The organism is Arthrobacter sp. S2(2024), from assembly GCF_036662515.1.
Classification (GTDB): domain Bacteria; phylum Actinomycetota; class Actinomycetes; order Actinomycetales; family Micrococcaceae; genus Arthrobacter.
The window spans coordinates 18,125-42,317 of record NZ_JAYKZI010000020.1 but is presented as its reverse complement, the minus strand read 5'-3'; the positions used below and the strand labels follow the sequence as shown (position 1 = coordinate 42,317).

25 protein-coding genes are annotated in these 24,193 nt (G+C 62.4%); 12 read left to right on the top strand and 13 right to left on the bottom strand.

The window, feature by feature from the left end:
• The 5 genes from VLA65_RS20875 to VLA65_RS20855 form a co-directional block, all read left to right on the top strand.
• The coding region (locus tag VLA65_RS20875) for a Tn3 family transposase (protein ID WP_442880359.1) at window positions 1–2,940 on the top strand (2,940 nt) is incomplete at its 5' end.
• 297 nt (window positions 2,941–3,237) lie between these two features.
• Complete coding sequence (locus VLA65_RS20870) at window positions 3,238–3,528, top strand: lactococcin 972 family bacteriocin (protein ID WP_332603634.1); 291 nt, start codon at window positions 3,238–3,240, stop codon at window positions 3,526–3,528.
• 93 nt (window positions 3,529–3,621) lie between these two features.
• Window positions 3,622–5,625: a hypothetical protein gene (locus VLA65_RS20865; protein WP_332603633.1), complete on the top strand. Its 2,004-nt coding sequence runs from the start codon at window positions 3,622–3,624 to the stop codon at window positions 5,623–5,625.
• Between the two features lie 30 nt (window positions 5,626–5,655).
• The gene (locus tag VLA65_RS20860; RefSeq protein WP_332603632.1) at window positions 5,656–6,330 is read left to right on the top strand and encodes an ABC transporter ATP-binding protein; all 675 of its coding nucleotides are present in this window, start codon (window positions 5,656–5,658) and stop codon (window positions 6,328–6,330) included.
• Between the two features lie 469 nt (window positions 6,331–6,799).
• Window positions 6,800–7,375 carry a recombinase family protein gene (locus tag VLA65_RS20855; protein ID WP_332603631.1) on the top strand — a complete coding sequence of 192 codons (576 nt, stop codon included), beginning with the start codon at window positions 6,800–6,802 and terminating at the stop codon, window positions 7,373–7,375.
• A 685-nt stretch (window positions 7,376–8,060) separates the two neighbouring features.
• Here the strand turns inward: VLA65_RS20855 and VLA65_RS20850 are convergent.
• A complete protein-coding gene (locus VLA65_RS20850) occupies window positions 8,061–8,786 on the bottom strand; it encodes a nucleotidyl transferase AbiEii/AbiGii toxin family protein (RefSeq protein ID WP_332603630.1) in 726 nt (241 codons plus the stop codon).
• Entirely contained in the window at window positions 8,765–9,262 is a 498-nt protein-coding gene (locus VLA65_RS20845; RefSeq protein ID WP_332603629.1) for a hypothetical protein, read from the bottom strand. Before VLA65_RS20845 ends, VLA65_RS20850 begins: the two co-directional genes overlap by 22 nt.
• Window positions 9,263–10,498: 1,236 nt before the next feature.
• Between VLA65_RS20845 and VLA65_RS20840 the strand changes: the two genes are divergently transcribed.
• A complete protein-coding gene (locus tag VLA65_RS20840) occupies window positions 10,499–10,825 on the top strand; it encodes a hypothetical protein (RefSeq protein WP_332603628.1) in 327 nt (108 codons plus the stop codon).
• A gap of 802 nt (window positions 10,826–11,627) precedes the next feature.
• Here the strand turns inward: VLA65_RS20840 and VLA65_RS20835 are convergent.
• From VLA65_RS20835 to VLA65_RS20825, 3 genes are all read right to left on the bottom strand, one after another.
• On the bottom strand, window positions 11,628–11,786 hold the full coding sequence (locus VLA65_RS20835; RefSeq protein WP_332603627.1) for a hypothetical protein: 159 nt from the start codon (window positions 11,784–11,786) through the stop codon (window positions 11,628–11,630).
• Between the two features lie 529 nt (window positions 11,787–12,315).
• Window positions 12,316–12,714, bottom strand: coding sequence for a LapA family protein (locus VLA65_RS20830; protein WP_332603626.1), 399 nt, complete (start codon window positions 12,712–12,714; stop codon window positions 12,316–12,318).
• A 41-nt stretch (window positions 12,715–12,755) separates the two neighbouring features.
• On the bottom strand, window positions 12,756–13,844 hold the full coding sequence (locus VLA65_RS20825) for a fatty acid desaturase family protein (protein WP_332603625.1): 1,089 nt from the start codon (window positions 13,842–13,844) through the stop codon (window positions 12,756–12,758).
• A gap of 934 nt (window positions 13,845–14,778) precedes the next feature.
• Between VLA65_RS20825 and VLA65_RS20820 the strand changes: the two genes are divergently transcribed.
• A complete protein-coding gene (locus VLA65_RS20820; RefSeq protein ID WP_332603624.1) occupies window positions 14,779–14,964 on the top strand; it encodes a hypothetical protein in 186 nt (61 codons plus the stop codon).
• Between the two features lie 770 nt (window positions 14,965–15,734).
• On the opposite strand, the gene VLA65_RS20815 is transcribed toward VLA65_RS20820, so the two are convergent.
• A complete protein-coding gene (locus VLA65_RS20815; protein WP_332603623.1) occupies window positions 15,735–16,154 on the bottom strand; it encodes a hypothetical protein in 420 nt (139 codons plus the stop codon).
• An 842-nt stretch (window positions 16,155–16,996) separates the two neighbouring features.
• Between VLA65_RS20815 and VLA65_RS20810 the strand changes: the two genes are divergently transcribed.
• Window positions 16,997–18,118 carry a glutamate--cysteine ligase gene (locus VLA65_RS20810; protein ID WP_332603622.1) on the top strand — a complete coding sequence of 374 codons (1,122 nt, stop codon included), beginning with the start codon at window positions 16,997–16,999 and terminating at the stop codon, window positions 18,116–18,118.
• Between the two features lie 180 nt (window positions 18,119–18,298).
• Here VLA65_RS20810 and VLA65_RS20805 read toward each other — a convergent pair whose 3' ends face one another.
• The 4 genes from VLA65_RS20805 to VLA65_RS20790 all read right to left on the bottom strand — a co-directional run bounded on the left by VLA65_RS20805 (window position 18,299) and on the right by VLA65_RS20790 (window position 19,628).
• A complete protein-coding gene (locus tag VLA65_RS20805; protein ID WP_332603621.1) occupies window positions 18,299–18,466 on the bottom strand; it encodes a hypothetical protein in 168 nt (55 codons plus the stop codon).
• Complete coding sequence (locus VLA65_RS20800; RefSeq protein WP_332603620.1) at window positions 18,463–18,786, bottom strand: SRPBCC family protein; 324 nt, start codon at window positions 18,784–18,786, stop codon at window positions 18,463–18,465. Before VLA65_RS20800 ends, VLA65_RS20805 begins: the two co-directional genes overlap by 4 nt.
• Before the next feature lie 74 nt (window positions 18,787–18,860).
• Entirely contained in the window at window positions 18,861–19,055 is a 195-nt protein-coding gene (locus VLA65_RS20795; RefSeq protein WP_332603619.1) for a hypothetical protein, read from the bottom strand.
• Window positions 19,056–19,451: 396 nt separating this feature from the next.
• Window positions 19,452–19,628 (bottom strand): CsbD family protein, encoded by a 177-nt coding sequence (locus VLA65_RS20790; RefSeq protein ID WP_332603618.1) that lies wholly within the window; start codon window positions 19,626–19,628, stop codon window positions 19,452–19,454.
• A gap of 198 nt (window positions 19,629–19,826) precedes the next feature.
• Here VLA65_RS20790 and VLA65_RS20785 point away from each other — a divergent pair, with 198 nt between their 5' ends.
• The 4 genes from VLA65_RS20785 (at window position 19,827) to VLA65_RS20770 (ending at window position 22,369) form a co-directional block, all read left to right on the top strand.
• The gene (locus VLA65_RS20785; RefSeq protein ID WP_332603617.1) at window positions 19,827–20,099 is read left to right on the top strand and encodes a hypothetical protein; all 273 of its coding nucleotides are present in this window, start codon (window positions 19,827–19,829) and stop codon (window positions 20,097–20,099) included.
• Between the two features lie 522 nt (window positions 20,100–20,621).
• The gene (locus VLA65_RS20780) at window positions 20,622–21,050 is read left to right on the top strand and encodes a hypothetical protein (RefSeq protein WP_332603616.1); all 429 of its coding nucleotides are present in this window, start codon (window positions 20,622–20,624) and stop codon (window positions 21,048–21,050) included.
• A gap of 501 nt (window positions 21,051–21,551) precedes the next feature.
• A complete protein-coding gene (locus VLA65_RS20775) occupies window positions 21,552–22,019 on the top strand; it encodes a DUF1206 domain-containing protein (protein ID WP_332603615.1) in 468 nt (155 codons plus the stop codon).
• 41 nt (window positions 22,020–22,060) lie between these two features.
• Window positions 22,061–22,369: a DUF1206 domain-containing protein gene (locus VLA65_RS20770; RefSeq protein ID WP_332603614.1), complete on the top strand. Its 309-nt coding sequence runs from the start codon at window positions 22,061–22,063 to the stop codon at window positions 22,367–22,369.
• Between the two features lie 451 nt (window positions 22,370–22,820).
• Here VLA65_RS20770 and VLA65_RS20765 read toward each other — a convergent pair whose 3' ends face one another.
• From VLA65_RS20765 to VLA65_RS20755, 3 genes are all read right to left on the bottom strand, one after another.
• A complete protein-coding gene (locus tag VLA65_RS20765) occupies window positions 22,821–22,976 on the bottom strand; it encodes a hypothetical protein (protein ID WP_332603613.1) in 156 nt (51 codons plus the stop codon).
• Between the two features lie 143 nt (window positions 22,977–23,119).
• Window positions 23,120–23,326, bottom strand: coding sequence for a hypothetical protein (locus VLA65_RS20760; RefSeq protein ID WP_332603612.1), 207 nt, complete (start codon window positions 23,324–23,326; stop codon window positions 23,120–23,122).
• A 149-nt stretch (window positions 23,327–23,475) separates the two neighbouring features.
• The gene (locus VLA65_RS20755) at window positions 23,476–23,907 is read right to left on the bottom strand and encodes a hypothetical protein (RefSeq protein WP_332603611.1); all 432 of its coding nucleotides are present in this window, start codon (window positions 23,905–23,907) and stop codon (window positions 23,476–23,478) included.
• Window positions 23,908–24,193 lie beyond the last annotated feature (286 nt).

Here is a 24,193-nt window from a genome sequence, read left to right as displayed (position 1 = left end):
GGCCACATCAATAACATCCTGGCGGAACTCCGCCCCATAAGCCGTCGGCATGGTCAACATCCTTCCACGAGCACCAGCTCGCTAGGTCAAGGAGTCAACAAAACCGGGGGCAGTCCCAACTACACGAGACGTCGAACCACGCGATTTGAACATGCGTGGGAAATCCAGAAGGCTTACGGGTTTCGTTCGATCGAAGATCCCGTAGCAGGGCGGGAATTCGAAGAATTCCTGAGGGATCGTGCATGGGTCCATACAGAAGGGCCAGCAGCGTTGTTCGACCAGGCCGTCGGGTGGTTGCGACGCAATAGGATCCTGCTTCCGGGCATCACCGTCTTGGATCGTCTCGTTTCGAAGGCCAGGTCCGATGCTGCAGAGCGCGTGTACGCGCTTCTTGCCGCCGCTGCCCGGGATGTTGACCCAATGCTTCCGGAGCGTTTGCGGCAGTCGTTGCGAGTTCCTGCCGGGTCTCGTTTCTCGGAACTGGAGTCTTGGAAGCAGTCTCCGACACGGGTCTCTGGCCCGGCGATGGTTTCAGCTTTGGACAGGGCTCTGGAGTTGGAAGCGCTGAGGGTGCGAGACGCGGATTGTTCAGTGGTACCGCCGAGCCGGCTTGCTGCCCTGGGCCGGTATGGGATGGCGAGCAAGGCCGCGACACTTGTGTCGTTGGTTGAGCCACGGCGCACCGGGACCCTCCTGGCTCTGGCGAAGCATCTTGACGCCGTGGCGATCGATGACGTCCTTGATCTCTTCGCGCTGCTGATGTCCACCCGTTTGATCAACCAGGCGAGAGCGGCCTCAAATACTGACCGGCTGGCGACTTTACCGCGGTTGGAGAAGGCCTCGCGAATTTTGGCCTTGGTAAATAGGCAGTTGATCGCAACCCTTGATGCCGCAGCATCCGGGGGTAATGTTTTGACCGCGGCATCGCTGTGGGGATCGTTAGCGGAACTGGTCCCGAAAGATCAGATCGTGGCTGCTGTCGAGACCGTGACCGAATTGGTTCCTGACGACGATGGCAGCGCGGAGGCGGCGACACGCGTCGCGTTAGCCGAGCGATACCGAACGGTACGGCCCTTCTTGGCTTTGTTGGCCGAAACGCGTTCACTCGCGGCCTCCCCGGCAGGGGAAGCGGTGTTGATCGCCGTCAACGCGCTACCGGAACTTGCTAACCGTCGAGTCCGGATCAAACCGTTACTCTCGTCCGAAATAGAAGGATCACTGATCCCACAGGTCTGGCGCAGAGCCATTTTTTCCAATCCGGACCTGCCTCCCGGGACGGTTGATCGGGACGCTTACGTTGTTTGCGTGCTCGAGCAACTATACAAAGCGCTCCGAGTGCGCGACGTTTTCGCAACCTGCTCGCACCGATGGGGCGACCCACGTGCACGGCTGCTTGAAGGAGCGGCATGGGAAAATATCAGACCGAAAATCCTCAGCAGTCTGAGCTTGGACACCCCGGTGAACGATCACCTCCGCAGCCTCGTCGACGTCCTGGACGCCTCGTGGCATCAAACAGCAGACCGGCTGGCCGAGGCCGGCGAGGAATCCGCGATCAGCATTGTCCCCGGCGCCGAAGGACGAATGCGTCTTTCCGTCGAGCGGCTCGACGCCTTGGAAATACCGGCAAGCCTGGTAGAACTGTGTGCCACCACTGGGGCGATGCTGCCGATGATCGACCTTCCGGACTTGTTGTTGGAAGTTCATTCCTGGACTGGTTGTCTGGATGCTTACGTCCATGTCTCCGGCGCCGGGACAAGAATAAGCGACCTCCCCACCACGATCGCCGCTCTGCTGATCGCTGAAGCCTGCAATGTGGGACTTGTACCGGTAACAGACCCAGGCCGGGAAGCCTTCACCCGAGCCCGGCTATCGCACGTCGATCAGAACTATGTCCGCGCCGAGACTCACGCCGCGGCGAATGCGGCCCTGATCGACGCTCAGAGCAACGTGCCGATCGCGCAATCGTGGGGTGGCGGGCTACTCGCTTCGGTCGACGGGCTCCGCTTTGTAGTCCCGGTCCGGACGTTGAACGCCGGACCCTCGCCCAAGTACTTCGGCTACAAACGCGGTATCACCTGGCTCAACGCCGTGAACGATCAAGTCGCGGGGATTGGCGCGCAAACCATCACTGGAACCCCACGGGACAGTCTCCACATCCTCGATGTCTTGTTGAACCTCGATGGCGGACCTAAACCAGAAATCGTCGCTACAGATGAAGCCTCGTACTCCGATATGGTCTTCGGCCTGTTCAAAATGCTCGGCTACCGCTTCTCGCCCCGCATCGCGGACATTGGTGACACCCGATATTGGCGTGCACAGTGGCCAACTGACCCCGCCTCCGATTACGGCCCCTTGAATGCCATCGCCCGGAACAAAGTCAACCTGGCCAAGATCGAGACCCACTGGCCAGATATGCTCCGTGTTGCCGGATCACTCGTGACCCATCAAGTCCGGGCCTACGACGTGCTGAAAATGCTTGGCCGGGATGGGCGCCCCACACCTTTAGGGCAGGCGTTCGCGGAGTACGGCCGGATCGCGAAGACTCTTCACCTTCTAGCCATGATCGACCCCATCGATGACACGCACCGGCGCGGCATCAATGCTCAAACCACGGTGCAAGAATCCAGGCACCGCCTGGCCCGAAAGGTTTTCCACGGCAAACGCGGCCAGATCTACCAAAGATACCGTGAAGGCCAAGAAGACCAACTCGGCGCACTAGGCATCGTCGTCAACGCAATCACGCTCTGGAACACCCGATACCTCGACGCAGCCGTCACGGAGCTGCGCGCCCAAGGACAACTGGTGCGCGAGGAAGATGTTGCCCGGCTCTCGCCCCTCGGACACGCCCACATCAACGAGCTCGGCAGATACACCTTCTCCACCAACGCCACACCCGAGTCCCTCCGGCCCCTCAGAAACCTCGCGATGGAGCCCAACTGACGCGCAGACGGCTATGTCCCGGGGGTGGAATGACAAGCCCCTTCGCCGCCAACGACCGTGCCCCGAACCGGGCCGGTTGATTCAGCAACCTCCCACGGCCCTACCCGGCCTCGGGCAATCCCTGTGCCCCGGAGATTCCACCTCATGGCCTGGTCCTAAAATTCATAAATCGTCGTTACAAACTCGTTACGCGCCTAGCTTTGGATGCTGGAATTCCCCTGATAGCGTCCCTAGCGGGGGATATATTCAACACTGCCCCCGTGTCATATTCGCACCAATCAATTCGGGGGAATTTGTATGAATCTGAAGAAAACACTGGCTGGCATCGCGCTCACCGGGGCGCTGTGTTCCGTTGCCGGAGCCGCTATCGCTGACACTCAGTACCCCGCCGAAGGCGGCACGTGGAACTACGGCTACAACGGCGGCATCTATTCCGACTACTTGCATGGAAGCCAGTGTCATGGCTCATCAGTCCTGAACGACTGGGGCTACAACAGCAGTATCAACACTGCTGGAGGCTACTGGTCGAATGCTTGGCACACCGGAAACATCTGGACACACAACTCGTGGTACTACAGGGTCTGCTAGCCAGAAGACAACCCTGTCTAGATAAGGGCCGCCCGGCGGATGTTCAGCCTTCCGCCGGGCGGATTCCATACCATTTCTGAGGACCCGTCCTAAATGTTGAAATTTCTTGTAAGAATCACGTCGCTCGGTATTGCCGTGTTTTTGTCGGTATTGGCCGGAATTTACATCTCGACCGCCGAAGAAGCATTCCCGCACGGTGCGGAATTTACGGCCAGCCTTGATTTCTCCCAAGTCCAAATGCCCAAAACCCAAGTAGTTTCCGAACTGGATTCACTCGCGGATGCTTCAGGTCTTCACTTGGCCAAAGTCGTTGCCGATCCCGAGGATTTCTTCAATGCACGTTCACTGTACGTCTTCGGCAAGGAAGCACCACCCGCGGCCGAAGAGCTTGAGTGGTTCAAGCCCGGGATGCACGGTCAGCTACGGTCCGCGCATGAACTAGGCACCGCACCCCTCACCGGCCCCTACGTGTACTCGGGGCCCGCGGACGCTGCGAAGCAACTGACCAAATGGCTTGATGATCACGGTGTGAAGCGCAACATTTCCGCCAAGGATGCTGCCGGCGTGCTCCAGCAAGCACTCCTGGGCACAGGTGCGTGGCTGACGTTCCTGACCTGCCTCGTCCTGCTCATTACCTTGGTCATTTCGTGGTACGTCTTGCGTGCCCGGGCGCGCACCCTGAAGGTTCTCTGTGGCACTCCGGCCGGCAAGATAGTCCTCGAAGACCTCATTTCACTGTTTCGGGTGGTGGCCATCCCCGCTATCGTGGGAGTGCTTGCTGCCCTTATCGTCGTGGCTGCTCAAGGCAAGGCCTCCTATCTGCTGCCGTTCGCCCTAACAAGTGCCGCGTTCCTTGCCTGCGCCTTGGTCACGATGGTGCTTTGCGCCCTGCTGGTGAGCGCCATGACATGGCCATCCGTGGACGGTATAGCCTCACGCCAGCCTCCGGAGAAGCATTTCCAGCGCATCAGTGAGGTCCTCAAGGCAGCAACTCTCGTGCTCGTCACGGTGACCCTTCCCGTCGTTGGGGCTTCCATCGCCGAGGCGACGAATCTTTCAAACCAGGGTGCCCAGTGGGAGGTCTTGAAAGACCAGGTCTCGCTTCGCGTCTCTGTCCGATCGGATGCCGAGTTCAAGAGCCGGCAGGCGGAAATGTACGATCTGGCAGACGCGGCCTCCAAGGCCGGCAAGCTGACCCTTTCCTATGCGATCAACCCGGAATTTCTTGTTCGGCAGGACGAAGCCGCGTCGGCTGACCTTGGCGGCTACGACGGAGTAGTCATCGCAAACCGCAACTACCTCAAGGCGATCTCCCCGCTCATCGGTTCGGCTCCGTCGTCCGGCGATCCGCTCGGCGGACAAGCTGAGAAGGTCTCCTTCGACAAGCTGCCGACCACGCTCAAGGACTATCTGTCCAGGCAATTCCCTCTATGGAATCGAGCCGGCAACAACCTCAACGGGCTCGAAGAGAACCTCACAAACTACCGCTACAAGGGGCAGAAAGAGCTTCCCGCGTTGTCTCCCGTTCTGGGCGAGATGGCGCACTTCCGTAACCCGCTCATCATTCTCGTGGACGATCCCGCCAAGACCTTCAACAACAGCACTATCGGCGGTTTCCTGACGAGCGCGAATCTCACTTTCAATGACGCGGGCTGGGTCCGCGACTACCTTGCCAGCCACTCCCTGGGGAGCGCAGTCCTTTCGGTGGACCGTATCTCCGACGCCGCCCTGTACAACAGCCAGCTGCAAAACCAGTCCGCGGGCATGAAGACCCTGTCCTTCACGCTTGTCCTCCTCGCGCTCACCATGAGCACGGCCGTTTCAGCACTGGTGTATGCCCTCTCCAAGGCCCGGCGTCTCTTCGTGCAGCGCACCGCAGGGTGGACGTGGCTCAAATCCCTCACTCGCCGTCTAGCGTGGGAGGGAGCTCTGGCTTTGGTCTTGGCCATCGCAATGTTCTTCGCCCTTGGAGCCGGCGCGCGGCCGGACGTGTGGTGGGCCCTGATTGCAGTTCCGCTCTATGTGTCCATGAGTCTCATCCTGCATATCACCTCGGCAAAAGGAGTCTTCGCAAGACTGCTTGCCCGGGCGGCGTGACGGGCACGAAAGTTTTTCGAAAGGATCCCCATGGAAATCAAAGCTGAGAACGTCACTGTCACCATCGAAGGAAAAAGGGTCCTCGTGGGACAAAGCGTCCACGCTGTGCCCGGAAAAACGCTGGCGCTTGTCGGACCCAGCGGGTGCGGGAAAACCACCCTGCTAAACGTCCTTGGCCTCCTCCTCCGCGTCGATGGAGGCAGCGTATCTGTCGGAGGACAGGACGCCACACGATGGGACGACCGACGCCGCCGCCGGTTCTGGCAGCAGCACGCCGCATTCGTCTTCCAGGACTACGGCCTTATTGACGAAGAAACAGTCGAGTACAACGTCGCCCTCTCGCGTCTCTCTCTCCTCGGACTCCAGCGGCGGCAGAAAGCCGGCATTGAGGATGCGCTCGACCGGGTGGGACTTATCGGCCGGGCCGGGGAGAAAGTCTCAACCCTCAGCGGCGGCGAGAAGCAACGCGTCGGGCTGGCCCGTGCGATGTTCCGCTCCGCGGACGTGATCTTCGCCGACGAGCCCACGGCATCCCTCGACCTCGACAACAGAAACCTCGTAACGGGTTTCCTCCAGGAAGAGGCGGCCCGCGGCGCGGCCGTCGTCATCGCCACCCACGATGAGGCCCTCATGGCCGCCTGCGACTTGACACTCCGGCTCGGTCGAGTGACCGAACCGCTCCCTGCAGGCCACGTCGCACCCTGAGGACAACCACCACATCAGCATCCCCTGAACCGGGACCGGTTGCAGCGGCGCCCACATGGCGGAACTACTTGGCTATTGTCAGGTCTACCCGGTGCCAGCATATTTACGGCNGCACCCTGAGGACAACCACCACATCAGCATCCCCTGAACCGGGACCGGTTGCAGCGGCGCCCACATGGCGGAACTACTTGGCTATTGTCAGGTCTACCCGGTGCCAGCATATTTACGGCAGTTGCCAGCCTGAACGGGAGACTCCCTAGGAGTCAGCGCCGGTCTCGATGATCGCGCTGTTGAATTGAGTCGGTCCACGATCGCTGAGTGCCGGGTCTATCGCAAACGAACGTCTGCGATAGACCCGGCACCGTCCTCCTGCGTGAACCTCAAACCCGCCGCCACCAACCACAAAAGCCACAACACAATCAAACTAACTAAACGCTGTTCAGGCCATGGGTTTTGTTAGGCTCGGCCCATGGGACACAAAATCGGGTACGCCAGAGTCAGCACCGCCGACCAGGATCCGCAGCTACAGCTCGACGCATTGAACGCCGAGGGTTGCCTGAGAATCTACAAAGACACCGCAACCGGGACCAAGGCCGACCGCCCCCAATGGATTCTGTGTCTGGACAATCTGCGTCCGGGAGACACCCTGGTGGTCTGGAAGATCGACAGGCTGGGGCGGAACCTGCGGGACCTTATCGACATCGTGACCACCCTGGATGAACGCGGTGTCGGGGTCCAGTCTTTGACCAACGGGATCGTGGATACCACCACCGCGCACGGCAAGCTTGTCTTTGGCATGTTCGCGCTGATGGCTGAATACGAAGCCGCGTTGATCCGCGAACGCACCCAGGCCGGCCTTGCCGCCGCTCGCTCCCGGGGCCGCAAGGGCGGACGTAAACCAAAAATGACTCCCGAGCTCATCAACAAAGCCCAGCGCATGTACGACGCCCGGCAATTCACCATGGCCGAAATCGCCGCGTCCTGCGGCGTCACCCCCATGACCGTCTACCGCAAGATCAAAACCAACAAGGTCAAGCACCCTTAGCGTTACTGGCTTCACGGATACTACTCAACCGCCACATTGTTGCAGCAGCCTGGGTTGATCCTTCGCCGGAACACGAACGTTTCATCACTTCGTGGTGCAGATGCATTCGCTGAATTCAAGTCAACAAGCAGTTGCTGGCATCAGGGCTTCTGGACAGGAAGCTGGACATAGCCGGCTTTTGACCGCTTAGCGGGTCGGAGCTCGGGCGTTGTGGATCCGACCTGCGAGCCGAGCCCGCCCCATTTATCGGTGGCCGTCGAAGTACCGCACGATTCTGGGTCTTCCGTGGCGTGCTTCCCCACCGTTTGTTTTTCGCTGCCAGACAGGCGAACGTTTCCCCTCTTAAGCCGCAGTCGTCTCACCGACCCTACTTTCCGATCGTTAGCAGGATCCATCGGGGTGAAAGGTCGGGTTGTAGCCCTGATCCTCTTAACGGCATTCGTTGGTGCGCACGGCAGAGTCTTTTCAACTAGGTGTGGGCCTTACCGGAATGTTGCCGTTGCTGATGGCGGCGGTGAGCCTTGGCGCGATAACCGTTCGGAGAGGCAGTCCTGCCGCCCCTGCGGGCAGGGGCGAGTCGGTGGACCGACCGCTTTCGGCTCGTCTGCCAACTGGTTGCGAAGAATTAGGCAAACTTCGGAGGTCTCGGTGTTAGTTGGCTGCGGTGCCCTGCGCGGATTGGCGCTTAGAGCAGTCCGGGGCCGGGTTCGGGGTTTGCCGGCCCGGTGGGGTTGGCTGCGTCTGCGTGGGTTGTGTCGGGGTTTTGGCTGGTTTTGTGGATTGTTTCGGCGAAGTCCAGGAGGGTGGTGCTGAGGGCGGGGAGTTCGCTGGCTTGAAGGCCGTATTTGGTGAATTCGGTGGTGGGGAGCGTCCGGTGCCTGGCGATGGCGGCCGCGAACGTTGGCAGGTCCAAGGTCGGGTCCCGGCGCTGGCAGAGGGTAATCAGTTGTTGGTGGGTGAAGCGGTGGCTGGTGATGATGGAGTGGGCGTCGAGGTAGTCGCGGGCGTATCCGCGTGAGTAGACGGCGAGCAGTTTGGATGCGACGGAGTCTTTCAGGGACAGGATGGGGCCGATGTCGATGATGGCGGGGGAGTTCTCCCACCAGTCCAGTCCGAGGTCGATGACGACGGCTTCTTCGTTGTGCCCTACGGTGATGCTGGCGAATTCCTCGTATTGTCGGGTGATCTCGACGGTGTATCCGGCGGCTTCGAGGGCGGCTGTCATTTTCTGTACCGATGCGGTGAAGGTTGCCGGGGTGTGGCGGCGGTGGAGGGCGAAGAGGTCGATGTCGTCCGAGGGGCGTTCGGTGATGCCGTGTTCGATGAGGGCCTGGCCGCCGGCGAGGAGGAAGCCGTCGGCGGCCAGGGCTTCGAGGGCGATTCTGGCTGCTACGCGCTGAGAGTGGTCCATGATGGGTGTTCCTTCGCTTCGCGGGTGGCGGGGAGCTGGGGGAAGCTGGTTTCCCAGAGCTGCCTGCAGCGTGCGGGCAGGATCATGGTTGGCCACAGGGCCGTCAGGCGTCCTGGGGGGACGATGCGGTAGATTTCTTGGATGGCTCCGGAGTTCTGCAGGGTGAGTTGGTACAGCACCGCGCAGCTGCCGTCGTCGTCCACGTTGTAGCTTCTTTCCGGTCCCCAGTCCAGGTGCCGCGGAAGTTCCACAGTTCCGGTGGCGGGGCCGTGCAGATCGTTGAATGCATCCGGGACCAGGTACCCGAGGGAGTCTGCGATGGTGTGCCGGTGCTCGACCGGGGCCGCGACGTAGTCACGGAGCCGGGTACGGATGAGTTCGGACACGGAGGTGCCTTCCCGCACGGCTTTGCGGTGCGCTTCGTTCCACAGTTCGTCGCTGACCCGGATCGTGTGCCGTGGGGTCCCTGCCGACATGGCGCGCTCCTCTCCGCGGGTTTGACCTTCACGACCAAGTCTACGCGGTGTCATGACACCCCGAGAAGGGGTGTCATGACATGGTTAGACGGCTGCTCGGTGTTGTAAATCATACTATTGAGCGGCCGATGTGTAAGCTTGCCGATTCGGATCTGCGGGTGTTGACAGTGTCAACACTTTTTCCGTCGGACTGGGTCGTACATCGGCCGGACTGGCTCGGATTGCTTATGTTTTCTGGAGTTCCCTGTGTTTCCGGGGCCTGGAATGCGGTTCGAGTCCCACCTTGGGCACGTGTTTCCGCAGGTCAGGGGGCCTTTGGCCCTCTGGCTGTGCACAAGTCTTCTTTTATGGGCCCCTTCGGGGGCCCTTTTGGTCGTGGCCGGTTGTGGGCCCTGGCACTTCCTTTCCTTGGGATGGGCGAGGGTTCTGTGTTCTTGCTTGTTCATGGTGGGCTCGACAAGGGGCTACATGACTTTTGAGGGTTTGGTGGCATGGATTTTTGGTCAAGACGCGGGTTGGGCAGCTAAAGCCCGGGCTGTGAGCGGGTGACGAATGCAATTCCATGCGGCCCAGGCCCGTGTCCAAATGTCTTCAGACCCCGCGTCGGGCCGCCGCCAGCTCGGTGGTCCGGTGACCCCGAGAGTCGGACATGGCCTCCACCCTGCTGGCCGATGCTGGCAAAGGCAATGTCCGTTGGGACGTCACCGCTCATCCGCCTTGTTGTTCAAGGGGCCGTCTGCATGGACTGCCCCCTTATACACCGCGCGTGTCTGTCGTATTCGGGCGGCGTTCTGATAGCGGGAGCACGGCTGGGCCGAGGGGCCGGAGTGCAACTTGGGGAACCGGGACCGATCCAAAAGTTCGCGAGGAAAGAAGCGACGAAGAAGCGCCGAACGAAGTTTTGGATCGGTCCCGGCGCGTGGCGCCCTGGTTGCGCGGAGGACCCGCCCAGCGACCATGGAGCATCAGAACGACAAACAGCGAAGAACCTTCCGGTCATTCGTGCATTCTCGACAGGGATGAGGCATGACGTGATCTGTGCGGTCTGGTCCTCCAGAAAGCCGCGGCCCGCCAGGGTGGTCCGCGCGCCGCGGTGATCTTCCAAGGCCCGTTCTGTTCGTTCGACGACGTGGGACCGGGGCGTCGGTGCGCGGAGTTGTTGCGTTCGTCACATTTCATGCCTAGGCTGGCGTGGGCGGTCGCAGCGTCGCGGCCGCTCACGAAGGTAGGAGCATCATGACATACAAGCTCAACGTCCTTGTCCGGGTGGATCTTGATTGCGCCCACGCTCAGATAAGGGCACAGGGCCGCGTGACGGCTCAGAGCATCGATGCTCTTTATGTCATCGTCAAACGCGCCAACGCGCTGATGTCGGGGTTGGCTGTGGAAATCGATATGGTCCACGCCAGCGTCGAACCTGACGCTCTGGATCAGTTGCGCGCCTGTTCCCTGTCGCATCACCTGCCAGCGCACATTGATCCGTTCCAGTCGAACTGCAGACTCAGCATCCTCACGGCCGGGGATGCTTTCGCCGCGACGGGGACTGCGGCGCGGGCGGCTTGACCTCCCATGCCCGGCATAGCCGCGCACCGGAGTCTTGGCCTGTGCCGGTGAAGGCGGACCTTCCACCAGCATAGGAGGCTCCGACGACCTATGCCCGGGCAGGGGAGATGCCCACCCCACCCCGCCACTTCGCGCCCGCGGGGCAGGTGGTCTATTCGGTGTCCGCAGTGAGCAGGGGGCGACGCAGGTATCGAACGGTTCGTCCGGTTGAAAACAGGTAGCCAACCCTCAAGCGGCGGTATGCGTCGTGGCATAAGGTCTATTTGAGGGTCGTTTCTTTGAAAACTGCTCTCGGCGGTAGCTGCGCCAATGCCCGGAACAAGGGTGACACCGGGCATTGGCGCGTTTCTTGCCGGGCCTCGCGGGGGCTGTGCGAACATGCCGAAGGCGCGCTAACGCCGGCCACGCCAGTGACCTAGGGGCCGGGTCGGTCCTGTGGCAGGTTGTATGTGGGGCGTCCCAGGGGTTGCTGCTGGGGCTGTAGTCCGTTGCCGCTGGTCCGGTAATGTGCAGGCCCGGGAACGTCCTGCTCTTTCCGTTCTTTCCCGGGCGCAGCCGCGCGATGCGGAGTGCGGTGCCGAAGGCGTGAACTGGTGGGCATGGGCAGGAGAATCTCCGTCTCTAAGCGTAAGGGGCTGCTGGAGCCGGACAGGACCCTGTGGGCGACAGACCGCTTGTTGGCCGTGTGCCGGCCGGGTCGGCGGAGGGAGGACGCCAGCCATCCGGTCTCGATTCGTTCACGTTGGGAGCGTTGCAGCTGGTGTTCGATACCGTCTTCTTTTTCGCTCGCCTCGGCGTGGACTCAACCTCGCCAGAGGACCGTGATGGCCTCGCCGGTGGGCACTTCGTTGACGTGCAACGATACGTCCAGGCCATTGAGATCACGGCGCGGGTTCGTGCCGGTGTCGGTGTCGGCAATGATTTGCTGGATGAGCTGGTCCCGGGGCGACGGCCATCGCACGTCCCCGATCGGCCGGACGGGTACTGGTTGCCTCCACGGCCACCGACCGGGCGGGCCTCGTTGTTACGTCAGACTCTGTATGCATGCGTATCTCCCTCGGGAATCTGCACAGGAAGTGTGGGGCCACGGTGCGCAGACAGACCCCCGACAAGGGTGCCGTGGTCCGATGGATTCAACCGTCATGACGAACGGGCCACCGCGCTCCTCGTTGGCCCTTCGCAGAGGGGTTGGCCTCTCTTAGGGACAAAGAGCTGGGCTGTCGACGAAGATGCAGTTGCTCTCCGCGCCCTCGTGACCGAAGCGGACGGCTATCCCTTCTTTCAGGCGTACGGCAAAGTCGCTTGGATGTTTCCTCCAGCAAAACAGTCAGCCGCGACGATGCCCGGCTGGCCTGCTCCGGCCCACTGTGCCCGGAAATGACTTCAAACGATCTACGGTTCCTCCAGAACTGTGCGGGCAGTGTCCTCGAACCCATGGCGACCTTCTTCTCGGCCGTGCGGCACCGTGCAGCACCGTCGGCGGATCCTGGTTAGGTCTTGTTGTGGGTTCTTCGTATTTTGCGGGCGTTGGATCGCAGTTGGATGATCCTTGCCGCACCGGCCGCGGCCACGAGGATGCCTCCGGCCACGGCGGCGATGAACAGCGCCATGCCCAGGGAGACCGAGCCTGCCAGCCCGAGGAATAGAACCTGGACTGGTTGCTGGTTCTGCAGGATGAAGATGATCAGCAGTATCAGTGCGAGCAGGGCAACGATGACGGCGGCCCAAATGACGCCGGCGCGGGTTGTTCGGGGCTTTGGCGCGGCGGCAGCCCGGGGCGCCGCCTCGACTGGCTGCGAGGTGCCTGCCGTCCCAGGCGCGGTGTTGGTCGGCGCGGGACCTTGAGGCTGTTCTCCGGGCACTTCAGGTATCGCTGGGTTCGACGTCATGATGGTTTGTCCTCGATGTCGGTTTGTTTCGTTGATCCTGCTCAGCGGGGCCGGTTGTTCTGCACGACGGGGCATTCGAACGGGCCGCCGGCAAACAGGCCGACAGTGTTGAGATACCGGATGACCACCGCGTAGGAGGTGACGAGGCTGGTCTCGGTATAGGGGATTTCCTGTTCCTGGCAGCATGAGCGGACCAGCGCGGCCGCACGGTGCAGGTGTGGCCGCGGCATGTCCGGGAACAGGTGGTGCTCGATCTGGCGGTTCAGTCCGCCCATCAATGCATCCATGAACCTGCCGCCGGTGATGTTGCGTCCGGTGAGCACCTGCCGGTGAAGGAAATCGGCCCGGCTGGAGGCGGCCAGGATCGGCATGCCCTTGTGGTTTGGTGCGAATGAGGCGCCCATGTAGAACCCGAACACGCCCACTTGGACGCCCAGGAACGCGAACGCCATGCCCAACGGCAGCAGCGAGAACACCAAGGCAGGGACCGCGAGGAGACGCACCATCAGGATCGGGATTTCCACCCAGCGATGGTCCACGTTTCCGCGGTGGAACAGGTACTTCAGCGAATCAACGTGAAGGCTCAGGCCCAGGAAGAACAAAAAGGGCAACAGCAGCCATCCCTGTTTGCGGGTGACGGCGACCATGAGCCCGCGCCGGGACGCTGCTGCTTGCGGATGGAAGGCGATCGCCCCGGTGTGGATGTCGGGATCCTTGTCGATCACATTCGGGTGGTTGTGGTGGCGGGTATGCTTTTGTGCCCACATGGCGTAACTGACTCCCACCAGTCCGGTGCCGATCAGCCGGGCCGACCACTCATTGATCCGCTGGGAGGCGAAGATCTGGCGGTGCGCAGCCTCGTGGGCCAGGAAGCTGAACTGGGTCAGTACCACACCCATGCTGGCGGCGATGAGCAACTGGAACCAGGTGTCCTGAAGGAGGATGAACCCCGTCCACGTGCCTGCCCACGCCGCCATCAGGATGGTGAAGAGCACGATGTAAAAACGTCGCCGGCGGCGCAGGAGGCCTGCTTCCCGTACCTGTTTCAAGAGGATCACGTAGCTGTTGACCACCTGGTTCGGGGACCGGCGAAACCGCGGACCTTCAGCGGGAGACGGTGTTGTGTTCATAATGCCTCGAACCATTCACGGGCGAGTGCGGCACTCTACTTCGGCACTTCAAACCCTAGCCTTCAGCATACGCCCGCACGATTGCGACGGCTCATCCGTATGCCTGCCCGCCGGGACTTAACGACGACCCGCTGGAGGAGTTTCGACGTGACATCGCCGCGTTCAACAGGGCCTATTCCAGAGTCATCGCATACGACGACGATCCTGCGCTGGCACGCCGACTGGAAGAAATTGCTGCTGACGCCGAGGAACGGCTCGAGACGCTCCAAAATCGGATGAACTATTAGACGGGTGGGGATGGCCGGTGAGGGCTTGGCCATCCGTCGACAACCTGCCGGGCGTACGACACATGGCCGCGCGCAGGAGCCGACGTAAGAGCAGTCCCGTCCGCGCGCGGTGGCACAGGGTTAGGCCTGGGGGCATGGATGCGTTCTCGGCAGAGACGCTGATCTGCGCAGCCCCGTCAACGGTGTGGGGGCATGACCGACGCCGCGGGATACCGGGCTTAGGGGCGTGAGTGGTGAGATCGCGGATGGCGGGACAATCCACCTGCACCACCAAGCTCCGGGACCGGGCGGCAATTCCGCGTGTCCGCGGCCATGGCCTGTGATCACAATTGGGACCGCAGGGGCCACTTTGCGCGTGACGCCTTCCATTTACGCCAGGCCTCATCACGGTGGACCTGGGCCTGCCTGTGGCGCGGCCCTGACCTCTTTCTCGCCCCACCACGCCCCGGCGCCGCCTGCCGGCACTGCCGCTCGCGGCGCCGTCGTCAACCCTAACCACGCTCATCTGGGCAAGCCGTGAAACTGCGCCTCTGAACAATAAGCCGGAAGGAGCCCGAGCCTCCTCGAATACGCGCGGCACCACTATAATTTAGTTCTCACCCCGCAGCGGGAGATGGGCGATGATACGCGGATTTGGCAGGCGCAAAATGGGCAGACGCGGAATTGGTCTGTTTGGGATCATTTATCTGGCCGTCGGGGTGCTGGTCGCTGGCACCCACGGCTATCTCGTGGCATGGAACATTCCCGGCAACATTTTGGAAGGCCTGGTGGCGATTGTGCTCTGGCCGCTAGTGGCCCTCTTCGGGGTCGATTTCCATGCCTTGATCGCGTAGGTCCTGCGGTTATCGGGGTACCGTGATCGTTGTGCTGCTTTGGCAATAGGCTCTGTCCTGTTGGTCAAGTACCGCTGTCCCACCATTGACCCGAATTGGTGTGGAAAATACGTACTCACTACTCATGTCACCCCGCCCGCGTCCATATTTACTGGGCTTGGGACGCTGTGAAAGGAGTGATGTGGATACTGGATCTCCTTGCGGGGCCAGGGCCCGGGCGATGACAGGTGCAGAACAGGAACCGTCCTGACCGGCGGCAAACAAATGCCAAGTCAACAATCGCTGGCACGTCCCCGCCTGACCGGGCGAATCCTTTTCAAGGCCGGGATGCTTTATGGGGCGCCGGCCCAAATGCAGAATCTGAGGAATGGCCGCCCGGCCTGCCAGTGCCGACGGCCTCCATAGGGACCAGGTACATCGGCGGATTCAATGAGCCCAGACCAGTTCCAAAAGTCTGGCAGAGGCCGCCGAAGACACCGAGCCCGGTCGGCCACGGCAATCAGCGGAACACTACCGCCGGATGCGGCGGTGAACGGAACCGACAATCCGGCACGGTTCCTGACTCGACGATCGCGTGTCCGCCCCTGCACGCCCGGGCCGAACCGTCATGACCAGCCCTCAGGTGTCTTCTCCCGGACCCAGCGCAGGAAGGCCACGGCCCGACCAAACTGCCGGACGGGTCCTCCCATGCCGGCCGGCTGGCCCCAGTCCTGGTTCCGGCGTGGAACCGATCCGGAGGCATCGCGGTCGGTTTCCGGGGAAAACGACCGCTATGCCGGTGGATACTCGGTGTTTGTCTCGTCCAGCTCGGCGTCCGCCGACGGGACGGACGTCCCCGCCTCCTCGGAGGTTCCGGGCGCAGGAACCCCGGGTTCTGCATCCCCGGGCCCCGCCAGGGGTCGCGCTCTGGGTGGGCCGGCTTCTGCTTTCTTTGCGGCACGGTCCTTGTTCTCTTCACGGAATTGATCCGGTTCGCGTGCCGCCGCCGGGTCTGGCGGGATGGCGGCGTCGGGTTCGGGGTAGTCGCCTGCGGTGTAGTCACCTTCACGCTCCTCTTCGGGGGTGTCTGGGATCTCGCCCGCGGTCCCGTAGTCGCCCTCGGTGTACTGGCCTCGGTCTTCGTCCGCGGTCCGGTCCGTGCCCGCGGCCTCATCTGAAGCGTCGGTCTCCGGTGAAGTTGGTTCAGTCATGATGAATGGCTTCCTGTCGTTAGCTGCGTGAAGCGCCGATGATGCTTGTGTGCCGGTCGTTCCACCGGCGGGGTGTTCGTGCTACGGAGACGTCGTCCACGGGTATCCGCTGAATCACATTCGACATGGGTGTGGCCACCGCTGGAATGCTGGCCGATGGAGAGCTAGGGCGCCGCCGGCTGCATGCCTGGATGTTGCCATCGCCTTCGACCAGCCGATGCTTCGCGAGGGTATTTGCTCATGGCTGGCTCCTTGGAACCGACATCGGATTCATGCTGGCCGGACTGCATCTGAATTCCATGGACCGGTTCGTTCAGTCTAGTTTCGCCGCGCTACCGGAGGAAGGCCGTCGGCCTGCATGCACTGTCTCTGGCCGGCGCCTCTTTGGTTTTTGACGGGCGAGACAATCCGGCTGCTGCTGTCCGCGTGCCCCTGACGCCTGGTATCCGAGGTGGCAAGCGGTCCAGGTCTTGTAGTCACCGGGTTCTTCTCGCCGCGGCGTACTTAAGAGTCGCTTCCCGGCTGCCGGATGCGGAGATCCGGCGGCGGACTCTCGACTCGTCCTTGACCTTCGGCTTACTCGAGCACCTTCCAGGCCGTGGTGTTCCCCCAGGACCTCTGTGACCGTGGGCTGATTCGGCCGTTTCGATTGCCATGACCGGCGGTGGGAAATCCGCCCGGGGCGGACGTGGTCCTGACCGGCTTTCGGAGGGGACGAAGTCCCGGGCACGAATGATTCACTTGTCCGGCCACCGGAGGCCGGCCTTTCACGGCTCTAGGGCAGCGATCCCGGATGTTGACGCTTTCAGACAAAGCGGTACGTCAAGGCCGATAATGACGGTGTGCGCACAGTCGGGGTCGAAGAGGAGCTTCTCATCGTGGATGAGTCCACGGGCCGTCCCGAGCCGTTGGCAGGGAAGATTCTTGAGCAGGTCTCCGCGGCGCGAAGGTCCGCAGGCTCCGGGCCTTCCCTGACGGCCGAGTTCAAACAGGAGCAGATCGAGCTGCTCACCGAGCCCTGTACGGACCTGGGTGAGCTGCTGGATCGTATCCGTCGTGCCCGCAGCGAGGCGGACGCCGAGGCCAGAGCCTTCGGTGCCCGGGTTGCGGCTCTGGCAACATCCCCGGTTCCGGTGGAGACCCACACGACGGACTCGGCGCGTTTTTCGGCCATGATGGACGGATACGTCTTGACCGCCAGGGAGCAGCTCACCTGCGGTTTGCATGTTCACGTCGGCATAGAGTCCGTGGAGGAAGGCGTCGCCATCATGGATCGAATCCGCATCTGGCTTCCGGTTCTGACGGCCTTGAGTGCTAATTCACCGTTCTGGAACGGTGCAGATAGTGGATTCGCAAGCTACCGAACCCAGGCGTGGAGTCGTTGGCCGACCGCCGGACCGCAGGAGATCTTCGGATCGGCTGGTGGCTACCGGGCACTCATCGGAGAGCTTCTGGACTCCGGGGTCCCTCTGGATGAGGGGATGATGTATTTCGATGTCCGTCTGTCGCGGAAGCACCCCACGATCGAGGTGCGCGTGGCCGACGTCTGCCTGGAAGCCGGAGACAGCGTTGTAGTGGCTGGACTGGTGCGGGCCCTGGTCGAGACCTCGGCGACGGACTGGCAGTTGAAGAGGCTCCCGGTCCCGACGTCTGCTGCGGTGCTGCGGATGGCGGCCTGGCGGGCGGGCCGGTCGGGGATCAACGGAACTCTTCTGCACCCGCTGACTAACCATCCGGAACCGGCGGGGCGGGTGATCCTGGCCCTGTTGGATCATGTGCGGCCTGCCCTGGCCGCCGACGGCGACTTGCCCAGCATCCAGGCAGGCCTGGAACGCATCCGGGAGCGCGGGACCGGGGAACGCCGCCAACGCGCTGTTTTTGAGCGGACCGGCCACCTCGCGCGGGTCGCCGTCGACGCCGCCAGAATCACCACCTGGCCAAGATTCGGACCTGGGCCGTATTAGGACCGGATCCGGGACACGGGTACTTGAGGCCGCGCCGGCCCGCCAAATCGTCCGGGGGCGTGGGCTCCCATCCACCAGGCCAGATCGGGAGTCAGAAATGATCAAGTCGGGCAGATTTGCCCGAATCCGCAGAGACAAGTCCTCCAGGAGGGTCAAGCCGGTGAGACGGGACGGGACGATCTAGCCCGTACTGGAAGGTGGGTGTTGGTCGACGTCACCGCCGGAGACGGCACCCCGCCAGGTTCCGGTTTCCTGGCCGCGGTGTTGGATGAACGTCTTGAACCTCTCCAGGTCCACGGAGACCTGAAGGTCGTCGGCGCGCAGGACCGCGCCGATTTTCTCCTTCAATGTCTCCGGTTCCCGCTCGATTTTACGTTGACGCCCGTTCGGTTGTCGTCCAAGGGCTCGAACCTGACTTCGCCGGAGTTCCGGGGCCCGTCGGTGCTGGCCCAGCTGATGAGTGCATCGGGGACCTGGTCCAGGATTTGGGCGTTGAACTCGTTCTTGATTCCGCTGATATTCGTCGTGAAGTGCAGTGCCGTATCGTCGATCTGCTCGACCGCTTCGACTCCGTCCATGAATTCGGGGAACGACTCGAACTGCGTCCATTGGTTGTAGGCAACAGAGACCGGCACATCGACTTCAATGGATCGGTTGACGGTAGCCATTCGCGTACCCGCTAGGGATTCGGTGGAAAGCCAAATCCAGGTTTGATGTTCGGTTTCAGGCTCAACACGGGCCGTTAGCCTGAGGGTTTGGTCCGGGTTTCGCGCTGTCGCTGCTCAAGTTTGGCCTCAGCATCGGTGCGGCGCCGGCCAATGATGCGCAGTTGATGGGTGGATGGGTTTCCGTAGTCGTCCAGGTGCGTAAACTGCCCGTGTGTTGCCGTGTCATCGGGAGTCGGCGGGTCGGGACGGTGTTCGGCATTTTCGCTCATACAGTCATGGTCCCACCGTGTCTTGGCCGGGAAAAGACGCAATCCCGTTGCCGGGCGGATCAGGGCCGTGGCAGACGTTCCCTGTTTGCGCCGTGGCTGTTGCCCTGCGAGGACGAATGTACCCGTGGTGCTTGGCCTGCCAGGCCGAAGGTCTGGCTGTCTTTGCCAACGACTTCGATCCTGGAGCAGAGGACTTTGGCGGACTGGATGAACCGCCGGGTGCTCTGACCAGGTCGAGGCCCTGAAGCGTTCCGGTGAAGATCCCATCGCCTGGGAGCAAGTCATCACCCGCGGTGGCCCATCGGAGGGCCATCGGCCGGCGGAAAGTACATGTTGCGACGAGAAAGCAGAGGTGCGGCCCGCCCGGACCGCACCCCTGCCTTCTGGCTGCTTGTCTTAGTGTTTCTTGAAGGCGTCTTTGACTTTTTCGCCGGCCTGCTTCAGGTCCGCTTTGACTTGGTGCCGTTTGCCTTCGGCCTTCATCCGGTCGTTGCCGGTGGCATCGCCGACTGCCTCTTTGCCCTTGCCGTGGAGTTTCTCGGCGGCGTTGTGGATCTTGTCACCCAAACCCATGCTGATTCTCCTTACTTGGCCGCCCCCTCGTCGTGAATGCCGTGGAGGCCGACAGTTAATTGTAGGAACAGAACTGCCAAGAAGTTGGCCCGAAAACGACCCTTCGCACATTCCCGCGCCCGGGTTCTTCAGGTCATCCTGCCGGGCCCGACGAAGAAACCAACGGCAGGGAGGCCCTCAGATAAAGGAGCACGACGGATGTCGACCATCTCCACCCCGCACGCCCGGCACGGCTGGCCTCTGCGGTGCGGCAGTTGCCGCCGCGACGTGCACCAGATCATCGAAACGAAGGAACCGCCGGACCCTGCCGACACGGATGTCGTGGACGTTTCATATACCTGCATTGAATGCGATTCGTTCTATTCCGGCGCCGCCACCGTCCCCCCGTTGGCCTGGGTCCTGAACCGCAGTGCAGCCGTACCCGGTGTTCTGCAGTTCGGCGGAGAGTACCTCCACTGCGGCGAACGATGAAGGCCCGGGGCGCTGACCTCCGGAGCATCTACGCGCGGATGCACACCGACAGACCGTCAGCGGGCGTGCTGGAAGTCTATTTGAGGACGAAAGTTCTGCACTGCGGCTGCGGCTTCCAAATGGAGATCCCCCAGGAAGAAGGCGCAGGCGGCCGCCGGACCGGATAGTCGGCGATTCGACCGATTATGCGCCAAGGGCCGACAAAGGGGGACCACGTCATGAACGCAGAACCGCTTCCGCCGCCGGAGCCGGTGCGCGGGCCCCGTTCCCGTTCGGGCCGCTGCAAAGCGCCCAGCAGCGACCCGTGGAGGCATGATCCGGGTGGCCACGGTCGCTGCCCTGGTGCTGCTGCTGGTTCTGCTCATTGCCTTTATTGTGCAGAACCAGGACAACGTCAGGGTCAGGTTCTTTGGAGGGTGTCCGATCCGCCGTCGCGACCCATTTTCCTCGACGGGCTGCCCGTCCGGAGGTAAGCTGGTTCACTGCCGAAAAGTGGCAGACATCAATGGTAAAGGTAAGCCGATGACCGAGAATCCGCACAGCGGCCAGGACGCCGCATCGCAGTCCCGGCACCACTCGCCCGGTGCCGACGTCCCGGCCGACGATTCCCGCACCGGTGCGGATGTGGGCGAAGCGGTCGAGATCGCCGAGTCGGGTACCAGGGCGCAGGGAGACCACTCGCATCCGGAACAGACCGGGTCAGGCGAGGCGCTCGTCGAGCAGGTGTTCAACGACCCCGCCATGACCGAGGGGCAGCGGACCGTGACTGGCTCCGCGAAGACGGCCGGGGCCGTACCGCCTGGACCTTCACCTGCCGAAGCCGGATCCGGCGGAGCTCAGTCCGTTGTTGGGGCTCGAGAGTCGGACCGTCTCGCGGCTGGCGAACCGCCGACGACAGGCAAGCCTTTCGACACGGACACGAAGGACACCGAAACCGACGCCGACGGGTAGCACGTTTTACGCTCAGCTCCACAGGGCCAACGGGAATCGTCCTCGATTGCCAGGCACCTTAACCCGCCAGGTGCGATCATGGCGGCGGTCGCTTTCCCTGTGTTGAACCTGAGTTGCAGGAATCGCGCAGAGGCGGTGGCCCGGGGATGGTCCAGTGCGCCCGCCCACCGCGCCCCCGCCCATGAAACGTTCTGAGCTAGGGCTTGGAACCCGACGGTGATACTGGCGGGACGGGGCACTGATCAAGGTGCTGCTGGTGCATCGGTCCGTGGATACCGGCGATGTCTCCTCCTACCACGGGCAACGCTCGATCGAAGACATGCATACCGCGTCCCCGGCCCCGCCCTGACCGGCCTGCCCGTGCGCTTCCGGTGCTGAACCGGCTCCGGCCCCGGTCTTTCGCGGTGCCGGACCAGGCGTGTCTGGGCGTGGACTCCCGTGACAAAATAGGCGTATTGCACACCACGGCATCTGTATGTGCGATCGCAGTAAGGATCGGTGATGAAGAAAGAGCTGAAGGACGCCGCGAACGCGGTTGAGGAGGCGTCGAACTCCAGGGCTCTTGTGATTGCTGCACGGGCAGGCTTTGCCGTCAGCGGTTTCTTGCACGTTCTGACAGGGTCCGTCGCCATCCAGTTGGCCTTCGGCAAGCCCGGACAAGCGGACCAGGGCGGTGCGGTCGCCCAGCTCGCCGGCCAGCCCGAGGGATTGCTGCTGCTGTGGACCGGATTCGCCGCCTGTGTGGCTCTGGCGCTCTGGCAAACCGGTAACGCCGTCTTCGGCTACGGCCGGCTGGAAGCCAAGACGAAGGTGGGAAAGAAACTCTCGGCGGGCGGAAAGGCCGTTGTGTTCGCCCTCATGGCGCTGACGTTTGCTGCCTCCGCAAGCGGAACCGGCAAGAACAGCGGACAGTCCACCAGCGATTTCACCGTCTCAATCATCAAAGCACCCGGGGTGCTTTCCTGCTGATTATCATCGGGGGCGCGATCGCCGTCATCGGCATCGTCTTCGTGGTCCTCGGGCTTAAGGGATCGTTCAAGAAGGATCTGCTGCTGCCGCCCCCGGGCAACGCGCGGACCGTCGTGACCGGGCTTGGCGTGGTCGGTTACGCAGCCGAGGGCATCGCACTGTTCTTGGTGGGATTGCTGTTCATCATAGCCACCGCGAACGCCCGCCCTCAGGAGTCCACCGGCCTGGATGGCGGGCTGAAGGCTCTGCGCGAGCAGCCGTACGGGGTCTATCTGTTGGTCGCGGTCGGCGCCGGTCTGATCTGTTACGGACTTTACCTGGTGGCGAAGACCAAATTCGCGCGGATGTAAGGTGCCTGCCGGCGCGGGCGGCTCCTGCTCCTGTTGAGGCTCCTGCTCTGTTGACCTGAGGAGAACGGCTGGCCCGCCCGGGACGGCAGCCTGCAGGAGAGCCGACAAGCGAAGGGAAGGCCGGGGTCATCTGCGCGATGCGGACTAGAGCCGTGTAGATCATTCGGAACGCCTCTGTTCACAGGTGGGTCCAGGTCCGTGCGGCCGCAGACGATTCAAGAAACAACGCGGCGCGCAGCCCTGACGCGCCCCGGACACTGAAATCCGTCGAACGGTCAACCGGGAACTGACGCGGAGGGCAGACGCCGCGCCGTGTCGAGTTGGATTCGCCCGATATGCGGCCCCGTCCGGCGTTTGGCCGGTGGGAGTGAGGGGCGCGAGTCCGGAACTGCCGCCGGTTAGGGCTGACCAGTCGAATCGATTCTTCGCAGACTCTTGCGGTCCGGGTTTTTCAGGTCCTTCTGCTGCGCCCGACGAAGAAACCAATGGCAGCGAGGATCAACAGAATAACGCCAACCCAGATCAGGAAGTTCAAAGAAGGAACCAGCCCACCGCCGAAGAAGAACAAAATCGCAAGGACCACTGCGATGATGAGAAGAATGTTCATGACCGTTACCTGCCTTTTCTTTCAAACGTTCAACAATGACGCACGACCGGGTTGGCGCCGGTGACCACTCCGCCATCCGGCCCCACCGTGGGCTCTCCACAAGGACCCGGTTGCGGCTCGGGCTCCGGGCTCCGGGCCCGGGGTCACGGCGATGGCTGGGGAATGTCACAGGCGATTCTGGGATTCAGGCCCGTGTAGTTCAGCGGCCCGGCACCGATTGTCAGCGCGATAGTTCCGGCCGAGGCGCAGGATGCCGGCAGTCCGGAGAAATAACCGCGCTGCGCGGCTGCGGCGACTCCGATCGCAAGCCAGACAACGACCAATATTCCGATGACGATTCTGACCCGCATTTCGTCCTCCGATACCGGATCATGCTGGCGCTTCAACTCAATTGGTGACACGTTCGTGGGAATTGACCCATCGCGGAACAGAGCGGCCTCCCAAGCGGATCCTCTGGCCCGCCCTAGATGGGCCTGCGCTGGCCATCGCCGGGGATGTCTTACCCCGGCCCGGTTCCCTGGGCAGGCCGGTCGGGCTGGCCGGTGCCGCCGTCCGGGCCCGGCCGATTTTCACCGGCCTGGCTGTCCCGGCCTCCGCGGGCATCACTGGTCGGATCCAGTTCATCTGCTTCCCGAACCCGTTCCTGTGAACCCTCACGAACAGTCCGGGCGTCCTCCCGGCCATCGCGGGCCTCCCGACGGAGCCGTTCGGCATCCACTTCGGCCTGCTGTGCGTCCGCTTCCGCCCGGGCCGCTTTCGCTTCACCCTCCCGTGCGCCGAGTTCATCTGTCTCCGCCTGCTGGCGCATCTCGGCCGCCCTACGCCGATCGGCTTTCAGCTTCCGTTTGCGGCCGAAGAAAACCACCAGGCCAACAATGACGAGTGCCACGACGATGACGACGACGATCCATACCAGCTGGCCCGAATTCACGGTGATCTGCCTCTTTCCACTTCCGGCAATGGAGATACCACCAGTAAACAACAAAACCCGTCTACTAACCATGGAATGACCGGCAGTGTCAAGTGGCCGAAGCAACATCGCCATTCAATAGGTTGGTGAACACTCGCGCCTCGGCGTCGGGCACCTTGAGCGGCGTCGGGTCCTCCTGGCGCTCAGGCACCGATTCGGCGCACACGTTTGCTCAAGTGGTGCTGATTCGGCCCCCTCATGGTGGTCCTGAATGAGATTGACATGGACGGATGTCTGTAGCCAGTGG